9 protein-coding genes are annotated in these 16,856 nt (G+C 63.8%); 7 read left to right on the forward strand and 2 right to left on the reverse strand.

Annotated features, from left to right (window positions below; all coding sequences use genetic code 11):
- Positions 1-23 precede the first annotated feature (23 nt).
- Positions 24-6,896: a peroxidase family protein gene (locus tag B6V72_RS02205; RefSeq protein WP_088734438.1), complete on the reverse strand. Its 6,873-nt coding sequence runs from the start codon at positions 6,894-6,896 to the stop codon at positions 24-26.
- 251 nt (positions 6,897-7,147) lie between these two features.
- Between B6V72_RS02205 and B6V72_RS02210 the strand changes: the two genes are divergently transcribed.
- Together B6V72_RS02210 and B6V72_RS02215 are read left to right on the forward strand one after the other, a co-directional pair.
- Positions 7,148-8,632 carry an ATP-binding protein gene (locus B6V72_RS02210; protein WP_168172992.1) on the forward strand — a complete coding sequence of 495 codons (1,485 nt, stop codon included), beginning with the start codon at positions 7,148-7,150 and terminating at the stop codon, positions 8,630-8,632.
- Between the two features lie 198 nt (positions 8,633-8,830).
- Positions 8,831-9,493, forward strand: coding sequence for a response regulator transcription factor (locus B6V72_RS02215; RefSeq protein WP_088734442.1), 663 nt, complete (start codon positions 8,831-8,833; stop codon positions 9,491-9,493).
- Positions 9,494-9,529: 36 nt separating this feature from the next.
- Here the strand turns inward: B6V72_RS02215 and B6V72_RS02220 are convergent, their stop codons facing one another.
- A complete protein-coding gene (locus tag B6V72_RS02220) occupies positions 9,530-10,303 on the reverse strand; it encodes a 3-hydroxybutyrate dehydrogenase (RefSeq protein WP_075774787.1) in 774 nt (257 codons plus the stop codon).
- Between the two features lie 317 nt (positions 10,304-10,620).
- On the opposite strand from B6V72_RS02220, the gene B6V72_RS02225 reads away from it, so the two are divergent.
- The 5 genes from B6V72_RS02225 to B6V72_RS02245 all read left to right on the forward strand — a co-directional run bounded on the left by B6V72_RS02225 (position 10,621) and on the right by B6V72_RS02245 (position 16,827).
- Positions 10,621-12,447, forward strand: coding sequence for an extracellular solute-binding protein (locus B6V72_RS02225; protein ID WP_088734444.1), 1,827 nt, complete (start codon positions 10,621-10,623; stop codon positions 12,445-12,447).
- 248 nt (positions 12,448-12,695) lie between these two features.
- Complete coding sequence (locus B6V72_RS02230) at positions 12,696-13,025, forward strand: hypothetical protein (RefSeq protein ID WP_075774785.1); 330 nt, start codon at positions 12,696-12,698, stop codon at positions 13,023-13,025.
- Between the two features lie 278 nt (positions 13,026-13,303).
- Positions 13,304-14,824 carry a class I adenylate-forming enzyme family protein gene (locus tag B6V72_RS02235; RefSeq protein WP_088734446.1) on the forward strand — a complete coding sequence of 507 codons (1,521 nt, stop codon included), beginning with the start codon at positions 13,304-13,306 and terminating at the stop codon, positions 14,822-14,824.
- Complete coding sequence (locus tag B6V72_RS02240) at positions 14,821-15,468, forward strand: DsbA family oxidoreductase (protein ID WP_088734448.1); 648 nt, start codon at positions 14,821-14,823, stop codon at positions 15,466-15,468. Before B6V72_RS02235 ends, B6V72_RS02240 begins: the two co-directional genes overlap by 4 nt.
- A gap of 138 nt (positions 15,469-15,606) precedes the next feature.
- Positions 15,607-16,827, forward strand: a complete 1,221-nt coding sequence (locus B6V72_RS02245) for a multidrug effflux MFS transporter (RefSeq protein ID WP_240496892.1) — start codon at positions 15,607-15,609, stop codon at positions 16,825-16,827.
- Positions 16,828-16,856 lie beyond the last annotated feature (29 nt).

Below are 16,856 nucleotides of genomic sequence, written 5' to 3' on the forward strand. Positions count from 1 at the left end.
ACCCCTCCGCCGGGCGCCAACCCTTAGTTCACTCCGTTGAAATCAGAGGCGTCGAGCATGTGATGACCCGTGAGGTCGATCTCGAAATCGGCATCCAGATCGTCGTCGACATTGCCGGCGATGATGGTGTGCTCGCCATCGTCGCGCATCTCGAAGGAGACCCGCAGTTCGCCCGCGGCGCTGAAATCGCCCGCCGCGAACAAGACGAAGGATTGCGAACCGGCCGCGCCCTGATCTGCGTCGATCCCGCTCAGGTCGATCTTGTCGCCCGGTGCGAAGCCGTTGATCCGGTCGCCGTCGGCATCTGCCGCGGAGTTGAACACGAAGGTGTCGTGGCCGCCGCCGCCATCGATCACGTTGACCGCGCCGTTGGCGATGATCGTGTCGTCGCCGCTGCCGGTGATGACGTTCTCGAAGCTGTAGATCTGGTCGGCGGTCTCGCCGATCATCACCTGGCCGTGGCCGTTGGTGCCGTGGCCCAGATCGACCTCGACCGAGGCCTGGATCGCGGCGTAGTCGAGCGTATCCGAGCCCTCTCCGCCCCAGTAGCTGTCGGCCCCGTCGTCCTCGGTCGCGATGACCGTGTCGTCGCCATCATCGGCGAAGACCATGTCATGCCCCTTGCCGGCTTCGATCACGTCGTCACCGTCGCCGCCGAAGAGGCGATCCGCCCCGCCATCGCCGAAGATCATGTCGTCGCCGCCGTTGCCAAGCGCATTGTCCGCGCCGCCGCCTGCGAAGATGACGTCATTGCCCTCCATTCCGATGAAGGTCTCGGCGGTGTCGTCGCCGACCAGCACCAGCCCGTCGGACATCGCGTCGTCGGAACTGTCGTCGGCGCCGCCATCGCTGCCGCTGTTCGAGCCGTCCTGATCGGAACTCTCCGAGCGTGTGCCATAGCGGGCACCGTGAACTTCGTCCTGCGGACGTTCGCCGCCGACCACCATGTCATCTCCGCCGCCGCCGTTAAAGACGATGCGGTGATCCGAGGTGAGCCCCGAGATGTCGACCGTGTCGTCGCCCGCGTCGCCATTGATGGTGATCGTGGAATAGGCGAGGCTCGTGCCCGAGAAATCGCCCACGATCTGGACCGTGTCGCCGCGCCGCGGATTCGCGCCGTCGGGCACGCCATTGCCGTTGTCCGCGGTCACATCGAGCGTGTTGATCGTGATTTCCTCGATATTGGCAAGTTCCGCGATCACGACACCGTCGCGTGTGATGATGATCTCGGCGTTCGCGAAATTCTGAACCGCTATCCCCGCGTCAAGCGCAGCAGCGAGCGTGTAGATCGCAAAGGTCTCGCGGGTGTTGTTGCCCGACACGACGAAGCGATCTCCCGCCGCCCCATTGGCGCCTCCATCCACGAAATCGCGACCGTCCGGGCGCTCTGGCTGATTGGGACGCTGGTTCGTTACCGTCCAGACGAAGGAGTCGTCGCCCGCCCCGCCGGTGATCGTGTCATTACCCTCGCGACCATAGACCAAGGTGTCATTGGTCGAGCCGCTCAGATCGATCGTATTGTCTCCGGCATCGCCGGTGACGATGTTGAGGGTCTCGGTGACCTGCGTCCCGGTGAGGTCGGTGGCACGGATCGTCGCGCTCAGCGTCTCGTTGTCGCCAAGCCCGCCCGCGACGCGAAGCTCATCGTTATTGGCGCCGCGAAGTCGCATCTCCGGCGAGCCTCCGACCAGTTCGTAGGTCGCCTGCCCGTCGAAAGGTACATCCGCGCTTAGCGTCGCGATAGTTCCGCCGCCACGGTTCCCGGTGGCGTTCATCATGATGTCGGACATCGGGTCCGCCGCGAGCGAGAGCATCTCGCCATTCGCGAACTTGGCGAATTCGACGCCGACGAGGATATCCACGCCATCGGTCGCGACCGGGTTCCCCTGGTTGTCGGTGCCGCTGCGAAGATCGGTGATCCGAACCGCCTGCTGGCCGTTCATCGCGATCAGCTCGATGCGGTAGTCGTCGCGGTTGCCAGTATAGAGCGCGGTGTCGGTGCCCTCCGCCCCGGTGTCGCCGAGGATGTGGCCCAGCGAGCCGTCCGAGAACACCACACGGGTGTCGCCGGTGCCGTACCAGTTCTCGATCCGCTTGACCTCGAACACCGACTGGTCGTGACGGTTGTCGCCGATCCAGTAGAGGTTCGAGTCCACGACCACGCTGTCGCCGAAGATGAAATCGGCCTGACCCGTGGTCTCGTCGCCCCCATCGCCCAGACCGGTCAGCTTGTCATCGCCGCCGCCGCCCACGAGATAGTTGTTCATCCCGTTGGAGCCGATGCCGTTCTCGTCCGCGCCGGTCAACTCGTCATTGTATTGCGAGCCCACGAGCCCTTCGAGGAAGGCATACTGGTCCATCAGGACCGACCCGGTCCCTGCGTTGTTCGAGGTCTGCAGGTTCGCGATCACGTTGATATAGGCGTCCTCGTAGGAGCCGATATCCATGTCGCCCTCTGTGCCGTCGCCGTTGAACTCGATCACCGGGTTGAGCTGCGCGGGGCTGTCGCCGTTGAGGCGGTCGCCATCGTTCGCGGTCGGGCCGAGGCCGCCTTCGAGCAGGTCGTTGCCCGAGCCGCCGTTGATGTTGTCGTCGCCGACGCCGCCGACCATCCAGTCCGCACCGTTGCCGCCGAACATCTCGTCGACGCTGTCGCCGCCATCCATGTAGTCGTTGCCGTCACCGCCCATCATCAGGTCGGTGTCGCCCTCGCCATAGAGCCGGTCATCGCCGTCGTCGCCGAAGACCTCGTCGATGCCGTCGCCGCCATGGACCTCGTCATCGCCCTCGTTGCCATGCGCCGTATCGAGCACGCCGGGACCGGCGAAGATCGTGTCGTTGCCGAGTCCGCCGAGAATGAAGTCGTCGTTCTCGTAATCGGTGATGTAGTCGTCGCCGTCGCCGCCATAGATGTGATCGTTACCCTGCGCGCCTTCGATGCGGTCATTGCCTTCGTCGCCGTAGAGCACGTCATCGCCAAGAGCGCCGACGATGAAGTCGTCGCCGGAGAGGCCGATCACCGTGATATGGCCGTCATTGGCCGGACCGCCGGGGATGCTCTCTGTCAGCTGGACATTGTCGATCAGGATCTGGTCCATCGAGCCCGCGAGATCGAATTTCTCGATCACGATGCGCAGGTCCAGCCCCGCCGAGGAAGCCGGGATCGGGTCGCTCACCAGCGTCACCGTCACCTTGCCACCGTTCACGGTCGGCGGGTCGAAGATGACCGAGCCCAGCAGATTTCCGTTGCTGTCGAAGAGCTTCGCCTCGCCGCCGGTCGCTTCCCGGTCGAGCCGGTCGATCACGTCGAAGGTCAGTGTATAGGTCGCGTTCTCGACGAGCGGTGTCTGCACCGTCTTCGACAGGATTGCGGCATCGCCGAGATAGGCGACCTGATCGCCGGTCAGCATCGCGCCGTCCACCGGCGGATTGGGATCGGCCGAAAGCACTTCGGTCTCGGGCGCCCAGGTGCCGCCATTGGTCAGCTGCCAACCCTGCGGCGCGCCGTTCAGGTAGGTGCCGTTCGTGTTGGTCGTGCCGACACCATTGCCCATGACCTGCTCTTCGAAGCTGCCATTGCCGACATCGATCTGGCGCACCTCGTCGGGCAGCCGCTCCAGCGTGGCGTTGAAGTAATCGTTGTATTGGTAGGCGTCGGTGCCATCCGCCACCAGACCATCGCGCGCATTGTCGTTAATGGTGCCCGCCGAGGTCTCGCCGTCGAGCACATAGGTGGCCGAGGGCGTCGCGAAGGCATCCGGGATATGCTCCAGCCCGGTGGTGCGCATGATCAGGTGGGCGAATTGCTCGCCGATGATCTGGTCGCCCAGATGGTGACCGACCGGCATCCGGTAGAGGTAATAGAACCGGTCGCCATCCTGCAGGCGCTGCGTGAAGTCCAGCATGATGAAGCTGAACGTCGTGCCGAGCGGGCCATCGAACATCGGCTGTTCGGCCAAGCCGCCGACCCAGAGGTCGATATCCCAGAAGCCCTGATCGCCCGAACCGCCCGAGAGCGTCCAGCCCTCGCCCGGGGTGTAAGTGGGCTCGCCCGAGCCGCGCATGAACATCAGCGCCGCGTCATGCCGCGGATCGGACGCATCCGCCGCCGCATCGATGATCGCCTGCGCCTTCTCGCGGATCTGCCACAGCTCGCCCGTGCCCGCCTGATAGGCGTCGCGCGCCTCTTGCAGCTTGAACGTGCCCGCTTCGTCCCGGCCATAGGCCGCGATGAAGTTCACCAGCGATTCCGGGGTGCGCAGATGCGCGCCGAAATCTTCCCAGCTGTGATAGGGCGCGATGCCCGCGCCATTGGCGTTGTTCGAGGTATTCTGCATCAGCCCGTCGAAGACCTGTTGGCGCAGCTCGTTCAGCGTCGGCAGCCCGACATCGCGACCGCGCGCGATATTCAGCGCGGCCAGGTCGAGCGGCACGCCGACCAGCGATTGCTGCAGGGCCGCGGTGACGAATTCGTCCATCTCGTTGCCTTGCTGGGACAGCAGACCCGCAGCGATCCCGGATGCGCCGTAGGCGTCGAACTGATCGGGATTGAGGAAGACGTCGAAGAGACCCCTTTCGACATAGGTCGGCACGTAGCCCGGCTCGCCCGGATGGACGCCGGCGTCGTCAGTCACCGCGATCTGCACGGTCTCGCGCAGTTGCGAGTGGCCTAGACGGAACACCGCCTGCGCGAATTCAAGGCTGATATTGAGGTTGATATCGGCCGAGTAGGACACGAATTCCGGCAGCGCCGGGTAGAGCGTCGTCATGTATTGATCGACCGCGACGTGGTTGTACTCGCTCTCGGTGATCAGACGTGCGGCCTGGTAGACGCGTTCGCCATCCCAGGTGAGGCTGTCCACGATGGCCTGCACAGCCACGTCGTCGGTCAGGTCGGTCCCGGCCCAGCTGTCGAAGGTCGCCTGATCGACATCCACCGCGAGCCAGCCCTCGTTGGCCGCGTCGGTCCCGTTCAGGCCACTGAGGTCACCGGTCTCGATCGCATCGCGGACCGCCGACATCATGATGTTATGGGCCTGGATGTTGTGCTCTTCGTGGAAGACGTGGTGGACCGAGGTGAGCGTGATGTTCTCGTTCACACGGCCGTCGCCCGAGACCTTGTGACGGGCCAGAAGCGCGTCGTCATAGGTGAAAGCGCCCGAATTCGGATCCGAGGCCGGGTTCAGCTCGTTGCCCTGGAAGTCGAGGCCCGGCGTCGCGCCATGCGCGATATCGATCAGGATCGGCTGGTTCGTCGTGCGCACTTCGCCGATATCAGCCGCCGCGCAATGGCCGTCCATTGCATCCTGCAGCGTCCAACGCACGAAGGGATCGTAGCCCGCGGCTTCCAGTTGCGCGTAGGAGTGGTAGGTCATGCCGTTGATATCGACGCCGTCAGGCGTCATCGCGAACATCTCGTCGATATCGGCGATGCTCTGATCCGAACGGAAGTGGAAATCCTGCTGCGGCGTGAAGTTCAGCCGACCGATCGCATCGGCGTTGATCCACGGGCAATCGAGCACATCCGTGTCGATCAGTTCGACGCCGATCCGCATCGCGTTGACCTTCATGTCGGCCCAGGTCGCAAGCTCGTCCTTACCCGTGACCTCCGTACCATCGGGCGCGATCGCCGCGCCGTCCGAAACGTCGAGCGCCACGAGATTTCCATTCGCATCCTGGCGATGGACGATCCCGTCCTCGGATCCGGTGATCAGCCTGCCAGTGACGACGCCATTGGCATCGTAGTGCCGCAGCAGCGCGTTGACCGACTCGTGCGAGCCGTAGGTCTGGCTCTGATCGATCATCAGGCCGGTATTGTTGTTGTAGAGCGGCGTCACGCCGGGCAGCAGGTTGCCGTAATCGTCGAAATCCGAATCCGGGTTCGACAGCTTCGCCCGGCTCAGCATCATCATGTTCGAGACGCCGGGAATGTAAGACGGGTTCGTCGCGATCATCTCGGGAACGTTCGGCGTGGTCGCCGCATCCACGTAATCCGGGTTCGGCGCATACATCGGATCAACGTAGAGCGGATCGTTCGGGCTCAGCGGGATCATCACCACGCCGCCGGTCTTCTGGATGAAATCCAGCCCGTGATCGAAGAACTGACCAAAGGCCACGAACCATTCGTTATAGCTCACCCCGCCCAGCACGCCGGGATTCGGGATGAACGCGGTGGTGATATCGCCCACCACGGAGTTCGACACATCCACTGCCGAGCCGCCAAGCGCGTTCATCGCCGCGACCGCAGCCGGGTTGTAGTTCGGATCGGTCATGTCGACATTCGAGCTGCTGATCAGCTGCGAGATCAGGCGCGGCGTCGAATCCACCACGACAGAGCTGTTGAGGATATCCAGCGTCGAGCCATCGCTTGTGAACTGGTATTCCGGCTGCGCGTCCGACATCGCGGTCATCATCGACGTCGCATTGACGGTTGGCAGGTAGCCCGTTGCACCCGGTGCCACGCCGTTCGAGTCGGCCACGAACATCGAGGGCGACATCGACATCGGGTTGTCGACCAGCACCTGCTTCGAGGTCGGGACATAATCGAGATCGCCGGGCAAACGGCCCTCGCTGTCGGGCAGCACCAGCGTCACCCACATCTTCTGCACGGTCGCATAAGAGGTGCCGTATTCCGGCTCGGTCGGGTGGTTTGTCATGAACATACGCAGGAACTCGGTATCGGCCTGCCCCCAATCGGGATGCACGTTGCCACCGCCGGTCCAGACGACGTTGCCGTTCTCATCGACGGTATAGCCGCCCGCGAGGTTGTTGTTGTGGCCCGACACTTCGCGCACCCCGTTCGGGTCGAGCGCGCTCGTCAGTCGCGAATAATCGTTCAGGATATTTGCCTGTTGCAGCAGATAATCGAGATCGGCTCCGGCCAGTTTGATCGTCATGGTAGCCCCCTAAGACCAATTCGGCCCGCGCATCGCGGTCCGTGTCACACCCATTGCCGAAGCTCGGTTCATAGGAGGCTGTGCGAGACGGCAAACACACCTGCGCCGCATCTCTCGCCGACACCCCCACAAGCTCGGCGCTTTTCCTGTTTCCATGAGGCCATCGAATCGGGACGACGAAAATTGTCTTAGGTCCAACGCGATTTTCCCCTATGGTCGGGAACGCTCCTCGCCAAAGGACGCAAGGGAACATGGGACGAAGGTCTAAGAGCGATGCGACCAAGGTCGGGGATGTGGGGGCCCCGGACCGGGTGCAGCCGGTGCGCAACCCGCTGCGCTGGTTTCTGGGATTTTCGTTATCCCTGCAGTTTCTGGTGGGTCTGGGCCTGGTGCTGAGCCTCTTGCTGGCTTCCCTCGCCTATTGGATCAACAACCGCGCGACGACCCGGCTTCTCGACGCCTCTGCCGACACTGCCGCCTTCTACATGCAGAACCTTCTGCAGCCGCATGTTCAGGCGCTGGGCCGATCGGATGCGTTGCGCGCCGAAGATCTCGCCGCGCTGCACGCGCTCGCGGAAGGGTTTCGCAAACAGGGCAACTTCCTCGCCATCAAGATCTGGAGCCGCGAGGGCAAGCTGATCTTCGCGCCCGATGCAGGGCTTGGCCATGTGCTGCCCGACGACGAGATCTTCGAGGCTCTCAAGGGGAATGTCTTCGGAAGGTTTCCCGATCTCGAGGACGCGGCCCATGATGCCGAGCGCGCGCTGGGCGTGCATCTCTATGAAATCTATGCGCCGCTGCGCGACCTGGAGACCGGCACCATTCTTGCCGTCGGAGAATTTTATCAGAACGCCGATGTGGTCCGGGGCGCGCTGCTGACCTCCGCCAAGACGACATGGCTCTTTGTCGGGCCAGTGGCGATCATCGTGTTCACCATGCTGTTCCTGATCGTGCAGCGCGGCAGCCTGACGATCGAGCGCCAGACCGTCGAGCTCCGCCGCCAGTTCGCCGAGCGCGAGCGGCTGCTGCTCGGCAATTCGCAACTGCACCGCTCGATCGCCGAAGCCGCGCGGAATGCCGCCGATATCGACGAGCGCGCGAAACGTCGGATCGGCGCGGACCTGCATGACGGCGCCTGCCAGCTTCTCTCCTACCTGGTGCTGGAGATCGACCGGCTGGAGCATCTGATTCGTTCGCCCGGGGCGACCGATGAAGCGAAAGCGGCCGGGATTGTCTCGGAAATCAAAAAAGTTGCGCGCAAGACGATGGAGGAAATCCGTGCCATCTCGGGCGGATTGGTCGCGCCGCAATTCGACGCTGCGCCGACGCTGGCCGCGCTGGTCGAAACGCTCGCCACCGATCACCGCCGACGCACCGGTTTGGAGGTCACGCTTTCGCTCGCACCTGACGCTCCGGAACTGTCCGAGACGACGCGGCGCACCTTGGGCCGGATCGTGCAGGAAGCGCTGGCCAATGCCGCGCGACACGCTCCAGGCTCGACGCAGAAAATCGAAACCTATCAAGAGGATGGCGATTTCGTTCTGCGCATAAGCGACAGCGGCGCGGCCCCCGGCCACACCCCCCCGCAGGAGCGCGAATACCGCGAGGGCGGGCTTGGTCTACCGGGGATGCAATTCCGGGCGCAATCGCTGGGAGGCACGCTCGAGTTCCGCTTGCTTGAGCCGCAGGGATCGGAGGTGATCTGCCGTATCCCGCTCGAACCGGAACGCCGCTGAAAGTGACGCAAAGGTAAACCCTTGGAGCTACGCCCATACACCGATGGGGCTAGATGATAAGCGTCTTTCTTTATTGTGTTTCTTCAAGACCTCTTCATTCTGGACGTCCGGGGGGAAGACGGATTTCGCGACAGTCCGGATGGCTTGGCCTTCACGCGTTGGGGAACGCGGTCGCGGGATCGTTCAAGGGGTATTTCGATGTCCGATTTTGTGCCGACGACGGCTTGTATTGTAGACGACCATCCAATTTTCCGGCAGGGGCTGTGCGCCGTGCTGCAGGACGCGCTCGATATCGACGTGCTCGATCAAGGCAGTTCCGCCATCGACGCGATCGAGCTTGCCCGGGCGCGACGGCCCGACGTGATGATCCTCGATCTCAGCATGCCCGGCGGCGGGTTGAACGCGCTTCGCAAGATCATCGATCACGACCCGTCCATGCAATGCATCCTGCTGACCGCCTGCGACGAGCCCGCCACCGCGATCGAAGCGATGAGCGCGGGGGCGAAGGGCTACATTCTCAAAGGGGTCGGCGTCTCGGAACTCCAGGCGGCAATCGACGCGATCCTGCACGGCGGCACATTCGTTTCGCCGAGCTTCGCGGCGGCGCTGCTGCAGGCGGCGCTTTCGGGGCAGGAAAAATCCGAGAGCGAGAGCCTGACCCACCGCGAGATGCAGGTGCTGCGCGAGTTGGAGCGCGGCAAGACAAACCGCGAAATCGCCAAGCGCCTCGCGATCAGCGAGAAGACGGTGAAGTTCTACATGACCAACATCATGCAGAAATACGGGGTGAAGAACCGGCTGGAGGCTGTGATCGCGCATCGTCAGGCGCATGAGCGTACGTTCTCGTCGCGCCCCTATTGAAGAGGCGGAGCGAAACCGCTCCGCCAGTCTTTCAAGTTACAGCGCGGTCCAGCCGCCATCGACCGAGATCGTGGTCCCGGTGATCTGCGCCGCCGCGTCCGAGCACAGGAACACGGCGGTGCCGCCGATCTGCTCGACCGTCGCGAATTCCTTCGAAGGCTGGCGCGCGAGGATGACCTTCTCGATCACCTCTTCCTCGGTCATGTTGTATTCCTTCGCCGTGTCGGGGATCTGCGCCTCGACGAGCGGGGTCTTCACATAGCCCGGGCAGATCGCGTTGACGGTGATGTCTTCCTTCGCGGTCTCGAGCGCGGTGACCTTGGTAAGGCCCACGACGCCGTGCTTGGCCGAGACATAGGCCGATTTATAGGGCGACGCGGTCAGACCGTGCGCGGAGGCGATGTTGACGACCCTGCCCCAACCCGCCTTGCGCATCATCGGCAGCGCGACGGCGGTGGTGTGGAAGGCCGAGGTCAGCATGATCGCAATGATCGCGTCCCATTTCTCGACCGGGAATTCCTCGATCGGCGAGACGTGCTGGATACCAGCATTGTTCACGAGAATATCGCATTTGCCCGCCTGCTCGATCAGGGCGCGCGCTTCGGCACCTTTCGAGAGATCGGCCTTGATGTAGCGCGCGGTGACACCGAATTCCGATGCGATATCGGCGGCGAGCTTATGATCCTCGTCGCGGTCGGTGAAGGAGTTGATGACAATATCGGCGCCCGCGCGCGCGAGTTCGCGCGCGACCCCGAGACCGATCCCGGAATTCGACCCGGTAATGACGGCGGTTTTTCCCTGAAGCGACATGTTCTCTCCTTCGGTGACGTAAGTGACGGATTCGCCGGGATCATGCCGCGCCGCGCGTGCGAACGCCATGCTGCAAGCGCAATACCGCGTGAGATCGCGGTGAGGGCCTTGTTTTCTTGGGTAATGAGGTAAAAAAAGACGCCCGCGCTAGGGCGGGCGTCAAGTCATGAGGCAGGTTTCATACAGGCAAGAAACCTATCGAGCAGTGCATCCCTTATAAGCAATCCTGCGCCGCTCTCCAAGGGAAAAGTTTGCGCAGTTTCAAACCTCTCGCTAGCTTGGCGCCAATAAATGCAGGCAAGGCAGGGATTGTTAACATGACGAGATCGGTGTTTTTCCATTTACTCGGCGGGGCTCTTTTCGGGCTCGCCCCTGTATTTACAGGGATCGCTGCCGCGGAGCCACAACCTGCGATTGCAATGTACGGCGAGCCTGCACTTCCCGCCGGCTTTACCCATCTGCCCTACGCCAATCCCGATGCCCCAAAGGGCGGCGAGATCAGATTTGGCGTGGCCGGCATGTTCGATTCGCTCAACCCGTGGATCCTGAACGGGAGACCGGCGGAAGGAATCAGCCGCTATGTCGCCGAATCGCTGATGGGCCGCTCGATGGACGAGCCTTTCACGCTCTACGGGCTTCTCGCCGAATCGGTCGAGACCGACCCGGACCGCACTTGGGTCGAGTTCACCCTGCGCCCCGAGGCCAAGTTCTCGGACGGCAACCCGGTGACGGTCGAGGATGTCATCTGGTCCTACAAGACGCTCGGGACCGAAGGCCATCCGCGCTATCAGAACGCCTGGTCGAAGGTCGAAAAGATCGAGAAGACCGGCGATCGCAAGGTCCGCATCACCTTCAAACCCGAGGTGAAGGACCGCGAAATGGCGCTCATCATGGGGATGCGCCCGGTTCTCGAGAAGTCGCAATGGGAGGGGCACGACTTCGCCTCCACCACGAATATGGCTCCGATCGGCTCCGGCCCCTACGTCGTGGGCCGCGTCGATCCGGGCAAATATATCGAGCTGAAACGCAACCCCGATTACTGGGGGAAGGATCTGGGCTTCAACAAGGGCCGGAACAATTTCGACACGATCCGCTATGATTATTTCGGCGATGGCGGCGTCGTGTTCGAAGCCTTCAAGGGCGGCGAGACCGACAGCTACACCGAATGGAACGCGGCCGACTGGGGCCGGAATTACGACTTCCCGGCGGTGCAATCGGGCGACGTGATCAAATCCGAGATTCCGAACGGGCGTCCCTCGGGGATCAAGGGGCTGGTGATGAACACCCGCAACCCGGTTTTCGCGGATTGGCGGGTGCGTCAGGCGATGATCGACGCGTTCAACTTCGAATTCATCAACAAGACCATCAATGGCGGCGCGGAGCCGCGGATCTCGTCCTACTTCTCGAATTCCGAGCTGGGGATGGAGCACGGCGCCGCCGCGGGCAAGGTGAAGGCCCTGCTGGAGCCCTTCGCCGATCAGCTCCCGCCCGGCACGATCGACGGCTATACGCTGCCGACCTCGGATGGTGGCGTGCGCAACCGCAAGAACATGCGCGCCGCCGCGAAGCTTCTGGAAGAGGCCGGCTGGCAGGTCGACAGCGATGGTGTGCTCAAGAAGGACGGCAAGCCCTTCACCTTCGAGATCGTGCTGCAACAGGGCGCGGCCGAGACGCAAAGCATCGTCGACATCTACACCGAGGCGCTCAAGAAGCTGGGTATCTTCCCGAAAGTGACCGTGATCGACGATGCGCAATACACACAGCGCACCAATTCCTATGATTTCGACATGGCGTGGTACTGGCGCGCTCTGTCACTGTCGCCCGGCAACGAGCAGAACCTCTACTGGGGCTCGAAAGGCGTGAACGAGCCCGGCTCGCGCAACTGGATGGGCATGAATTCCCCAGCCGCCGAGGCGATGGTGAAGGCCATGCTCGATGCGAAAAGCCACGAGGATTTCGTCGCCGCGACCCGTGCGCTCGACCGGGTGTTGACTGCGGGCCGCTATGTCATTCCGATCTGGTACGCACCGGTTGACCGGATCGCCCATATCAAGCAGCTTCACTACCCTGAGAAGACCCCGCTATACGGGGCATGGCCGGGCTTCGAGCCCGATGTCTGGTGGTACGAAGAGGCAGGACAATGAAGAAACTCATCCTTCTGGCAGCGATCGCTGCGGCAATGGCGGGCTGCAACACGGTGGCCGGTGTGGGCGACGACATCTCGGGCGGTGCCCGTTCGGTGCAGGGCTGGTTCAGGTAACTCCCGGAATTCAACGCGATATGGAACCGCGCGAGCTATCTCGGCCTTGTGCCTTGCAAAGCCCCGCGCGCGTCCCTTTCTCAGTATGAGGGTCACCCGCGACACGAGCCGTGAAGAAAAGGATCAAAAGCGATGAAATGGCACCATATCGAGGAAAACTGGGCGGCATTTTACGAGGCTATCGTGGATCGGTGGCCGGATGCCGACGAGGCCGAGCTTGACGAAATCGACGGCGATCAGAAAGCCTTCATCCGCTATATCGCCGAGCTGACCGAACAGGAGCCCGCCGACGCGCGCGACGAAATTCGCGACTGGATGCGAGGCGAATTGCCCTCCGACGTGATCATGGACCCGACTCATGACGGTCACTCGATCGCGGCCTCCTCGAAATACGTCCCCGAAGGCGAGGACGAATATGACGACGACGCGCGCTTCGGCGACGACGAGGAAGAGGACGAGTAAGCTTAGCCCGCGCATAGGCGCGCAAACTTCACGTCACATGGGCGCTTTGCTCCACATGGGCGCTTTGCTCCCGCGCACGGTCGCACATGGCTAAAGTTGCAGGGGGCTCTGCCTCCGCTGCGTCGTGGCCCTTCGTTTGCGCTCCGGGCGTTCGGCGGGGCGTCCTTCCACTGGAAGGCAGCTCGTTCCACCCCAAGATAATTTCGCCAAGGCGAAGTCAGAGTGAAGGTCGCGCGTTCGGGCTTGCTCGGGCGCGCGCCGCGTCCTAGCTAGGCGGCATGGATTCCGTTTACCGCACAGACCCGATCCCCGCCCCGCCGAGCGCCTTCAACATGGCCGCGCATGTTCTGGCGGCAGGCGCGGCGACCCCGGACAAGCTGGCGATGCAGATCGTGAAGCCTTCGGGCGCGCAGCGCTGGTCCTATGGGCGGCTGACCGCGGCGGTGCGCGGTGCGGGAACGCTGTTGCTCGACGCGGGGCTGACACCCGGAGATCGCGTGATGCTGCGGCTGGGCAACGGTCCGGAATTTCCCATCGCTTTTCTTGGCGCCATCGCAGCCGGGCTGGTGCCGGTGCCGACATCGGCGCAGCTGACCGAGGCGGAGATTACCAAACTGGCGGGCGATCTCGATCCGGCGGCTGTCGTGGCGGGCGATGGGATAGCCCTGCCCGATCATCCGGCGCGCGCAATCCCCGCCGATATTCTGCGCAAGGCCGAGGACGCCGCCCCCTGCGACTACGCAATGGGCGATCCGAACCGCCTCGCCTATATGATCTTCACCTCCGGCACGGGCGGCTCGGCGCGCGCCGTGATGCATGCGCATCGCGCGATCTGGGCGCGGCAGATGATGTATCGCGGCTGGTATGGCATGGGGCCCGACGACCGTCTGATGCATGCAGGCGCCTTCAACTGGACCTATACGCTCGGCACCGGGCTGATGGACCCGTGGACGCTGGGCGCCACCGCGCTGATCCCGGCGGACGGCGTGGAGCCGCGCAGCCTGCCCCTGCTGCTCAAGCGCTTCGACGCGACGATCTTCGCCGCCGCTCCCGGAGTCTACCGGCAAATCCTGAAACATCATGAGGCGCTATCGCTGCCGAAGCTACGCCATGGGCTGAGCGCGGGCGAGGCGCTGCCGGAGCCCACGCGCGCGGCCTGGATCGCGGCGACGGGCACCCGGGTCTATGAGGCGCTCGGCATGTCCGAATGCTCTACCTTCATCTCGGGCAATCCGGACCATCCCGCACCGCCCGGCACCTGCGGCTATCCGCAGGCGGGCCGTCATGTCGCCGTGCTGGACGAAGACGGGCAACCGGTGCCGCGCGGCGAGTCGGGGCAGCTGGCGATCCATGAAAGCGATCCGGGGCTCTATCTGGGCTATTGGAACGCGCCCGAAGAGACTGCGGCGCGCCGGATCGGCCCGTGGTTCGTCACCGGCGACACGGTCTCGATGGGCGAAGATGGTGCGATCACCTATCTCGGACGCGGCTATGATATGATGAATGCGGGCGGCTTCCGGGTCTCGCCGATCGAGGTCGAAGAGATCATGCATGACTGCCCCGGCGCGGGCGACGTGGCCGCGGTCGAAATCGCGGTGAAAGCCGATGCAAGCGTCATCGCACTGGCCTATACCGGCGACGCCGGGGAAGAGACGCTGCGCGCCCATGCCGAGGCCCGGCTTGCGCGTTACAAGCAGCCGCGCCTTTACGCCCATATCGCCGCCCTGCCCCGCAACCGCAACGGCAAGGTGCTGCGCTCGGAAATCCGCACCATGCTGCAACAGGAGGTCACCTCATGATCACGCTCGATATTTTCGCCGATCCCGTTTGCCCGTGGTGCTTCATCGGCAAGGCGCGGCTCGACCGGGCGCTCGCCCAACGCCCCGACCACCCGTTCCAGCGTGCGTGGCAGCCCTTCGAGCTGAACCCGACCATGCCGCCCGAGGGGATGGCGCGCGCCGATTACCTGCAGGCGAAGTTCGGTCAGGACGGGGCGGCGAAGATGCATGTGCAGCTGCTCGAGATCGCGGAGGCCGAGGGCTACGATTTCCACCCCGAGCGCGTCACCCATCAGCCGAACACCCGCAACGCGCATCGCCTGCTCTATTGGGCGGGGCTGGAAGAGCGGCAGGAAGAGGCGATGGAGGGGCTGCTGGCCGCACATTGGAGCGACGGGCGCAATATCGGCGACTCGACCGTGCTGTGTGAAGTGGCCGAGGCGGCGCGGATGGACCGGCGACTGGTGGAGCGGCTTCTGGCTTCGGATGCCGATATCGACACGATCGTCGCCAAGGAACAACATGCGCGCGAGCGTGGGATCAACGCGGTGCCCTCGGTCGTTGTCGCAAATGCTCATCTGGTGAGCGGCGCGCAACCGACCGAGCTGTGGCTGCAGGTCATCGACGAGCTGTCCGGCACACCGTCCGACGCGACCCAGCACTGACCGAGTTGTCCGGCGTCGCAGCCGCCGTCACTATCGCGTGAGCGCACAGGGGGCTGCGCGCCCGGCCCTCTGGCCAAATCGGCGCAGCTCCCTATGCTCGCGTTTCGAATAGATCCGACTCTCGGAAAGTCCCCCAGAATGTCCCACATCTCTGACGCGCCCCGGGCGCGCACGCCCCTTTCGCTGCCCGAACTGACGGTCATGCTCGCCTCCTTGATCGCGACGGTCGCCTTCTCGATCGACGCGATGCTGCCGGCACTGCCGCAGATCGCGGCAGAGTTGAGCCCCGACGCGGTCAACCGTGCGCAGCTGGTGCTGACCGCCTTCGTGCTGGGCATGGGCGTGGGCACGCTGTTCGCCGGGCCGATCTCGGATGCGCTGGGGCGGCGCAAGACCATCGCGGGGGGGATTGCGATCTACATGGTCGGAGCCTTCGTCGCCGCCCATGCGCAAAGCCTCGAAGCGCTGCTGGCGGCGCGGGTGCTGCAAGGGATCGGCGCATCGGGTCCGCGGATCACGGTGATGGCGCTGGTGCGCGACCTCTTCGCCGGGCGCGAGATGGCGAAGATCACCTCGTTCATCATGATGATCTTCATCCTCGTGCCGGCCGTCGCCCCCTCGGTCGGCCAACTGGTGATCGCTCTCGCGGGCTGGCGCGGCGTATTCTGGGCCTTCATGGTCTTCGGCTGCGTCGGCGTGAGCTGGCTGATGATCCGCCAACCCGAAACGCTCGCCCCCGAGGATCGCCGTCCGCTGAGCGTATCCAAGCTGCGCGCCGCGGCGCTGGAGGTGATCACCCATTCGGATGTGCGTCTCTATATCGTGACGATGACGCTGGGCTTCGGGCAGATGTTCGGCCTGCTGTCCACCGCGCAGCAGCTTTACGCGGCGCATGGCGTCACCGACACCTTCCCGATGTGGTTCGCGATCGGCGCGCTGCTCGCGGGCTCGGCCACGATCTTCAACGCGCGCTACGTGATGCGGCTGGGGATGCGCAAGATCGTCAAGGGGACCTATATCTCCCAGGTGGCGATCTCGGCGGTGATGCTGGTGCTGGTGCTGCTCGGGTTCACTGACGGCGCGGCGGGCTTCCCGTTCATCTTCATCTACTCCGTCTCGGTCTTCGCGATGGCGGGCCTGACCTTCGGCAATCTCAACGCGCTGGCGCTGGAACATATGGGCCATATCGCGGGCATGGCGGCGTCCATCGTGTCGGCGATTTCGACCGTCGGCGCGGTGATTATCGCAGCCCCGGTGGGCCTGTCCTTCAACGGCACTGCGCTGCCGATGGTGATCGCGACGCTGACCTGCTCGAGCCTCGCCTGGTGGCTGATCCGCAAGACGCAGGAAACCGGCTGACGGGGCTTTACGCGCAGGTGCAAAAGCTA

The organism is Thioclava sp. F34-6 (assembly GCF_002213235.1).
Taxonomy (GTDB): Bacteria; Pseudomonadota; Alphaproteobacteria; order Rhodobacterales; family Rhodobacteraceae; genus Thioclava; species Thioclava nitratireducens.